The following is a 1,528-nucleotide window of genomic DNA, read 5'->3' as shown; positions in this document are numbered from 1 at the left end:
GGTCCTCGGGAGTGGCACCCCGCGACGCTAGCGGACCAGTGCCCGCCGCCGGTGCGGGCGGCGGGCACTGGTCCGCTAGCGTCGCGGGGTGCCACTCCCGAGGACCCGGGCCCGGCTGGGCGCCCGGCTGCGCAGCCGGCTGGTGGAGGTCCTCGCCGCCGCTCCACCGGCCCCCGCCGAGCCCGTCGTCGAGGGCGGGCTGACGCGGGGCGAGGCGCTCGACGTCCTCGACGCCCTGGTGCGGATGGCCGAGGCGCTGCTCAGCTGCGGCGCCTCCGCCGCCGACGTCACCGCGCTGACCCTGCGCGCCGCGGGCGGGGCGGGGCTGGCGCGCACGCAGGTCGACATCACCTACACCGCGGTCACCGTCTCCACCGCCGGCGCCGACGGGCACCCGCTCACCTCGGTGCGCGTCGTGCGCGTGCGCGGCACCGACTACTCGCGGCTGTCCGCGCTCTACGAGCTGGCCCACGACGCCGGCGACGGCCTGCCCGCGGCGGAGGTCAGCACGCGCCTGCGGCGGCTGCTGTCGCAGCGGCGGCCGTACACCCGCCGGGTGTCCGCGCTGGGCGCCGTCGGGCTGGCCGTCTCGGTGGCCGTGCTGCTGGGCGGCAGCTGGGCCGTCGCCGTCGGCGCGGCCGTGGTCACCGCCGTGCTGCAGCTGCTGCTGGCGGCGGCCAACCACCGCGGGCTGCCCGCCTTCTTCCAGCAGGTGGCCGGCGCCGGCGTCGCGACGTGCTTCGCGCTGGCGCTGCTGCTGTGGCAGCCGCACCTGCCCGACTGGGTCGGGCCGCTGCCGCCCTCGCTCGTCGTCGGCTCCGGCATCGTCGTGCTGCTGGCGGGTCTGTCGCTGGTGGAGTCCGCCGAGGACGCCATCTCCGGCTTCTACGTCACCGCCAGCGCCCGCGCCTTCGAGACGCTGCTGCTGACCACCGGCCTCGTGCTCGGCATCGCCGGCGTCCTCGACCTCGGCCAGCGCGCCGGCATCACCCTGAGCCTGGCCTTCGCGCCCACCGAGGCCCCGCCGCTGGTGGTCCAGGTGCTCGCCGGGACCGCCGCCGCCACGGCCTGGGCCGTCTCCGGCTACGCCGCCGGCCGCGCCGTCGCCCTCGCGGGCCTGGCCGGGGCCACCGCCTCCGCGACGTCCGCGCTGGCCGTCGCCGCCGGCGCCGGGCCGGTCGCCGCGGCCGGCCTGGCGGCCCTGCTCGTCGGCTTCCTGGCCGAGGGCACCGCCTGGCGCTGGAACGTGCCCGGCCTCGTCGTGGCCGTCTGCGGCATCGTGCCGCTGCTGCCCGGGCTGGCGATCTACCGCGCCATCTTCGCCGTCGTGGGCGGCGGCACCTCCGCCGGGCTCGCCCTGCTCGTCAGCGCGCTCGGCACCGCGCTGGCGCTCGCGGCGGGGGTCACGCTGGGGGAGTTCTGCTCCCAGCCGCTGCGGCGCGAGTTCGACCGCGTCGAGCGCCTCGTGCGCCGGCGCGCCCTCAACCGCCGCTTCTGAGCCGCCGCCCCCGAGCCGCCGCCCCCGAGC

General features: G+C 79.0%; 1 protein-coding gene. It reads left to right on the top strand.

The genetic code is table 11. From position 1 onward, the window contains the following. The first annotated feature begins 88 nt into the window (after positions 1–88). The gene (locus GTQ99_RS23130) at positions 89–1,498 is read left to right on the top strand and encodes a threonine/serine exporter family protein (protein ID WP_205708092.1); all 1,410 of its coding nucleotides are present in this window, start codon (positions 89–91) and stop codon (positions 1,496–1,498) included. Positions 1,499–1,528 lie beyond the last annotated feature (30 nt).

It is taken from the genome of Kineococcus vitellinus, assembly GCF_009906315.1.
GTDB classification, from domain to species: Bacteria; Actinomycetota; Actinomycetes; order Actinomycetales; family Kineococcaceae; genus Kineococcus; species Kineococcus vitellinus.
This window is presented reverse-complemented; position numbering and strand designations above follow the sequence as displayed.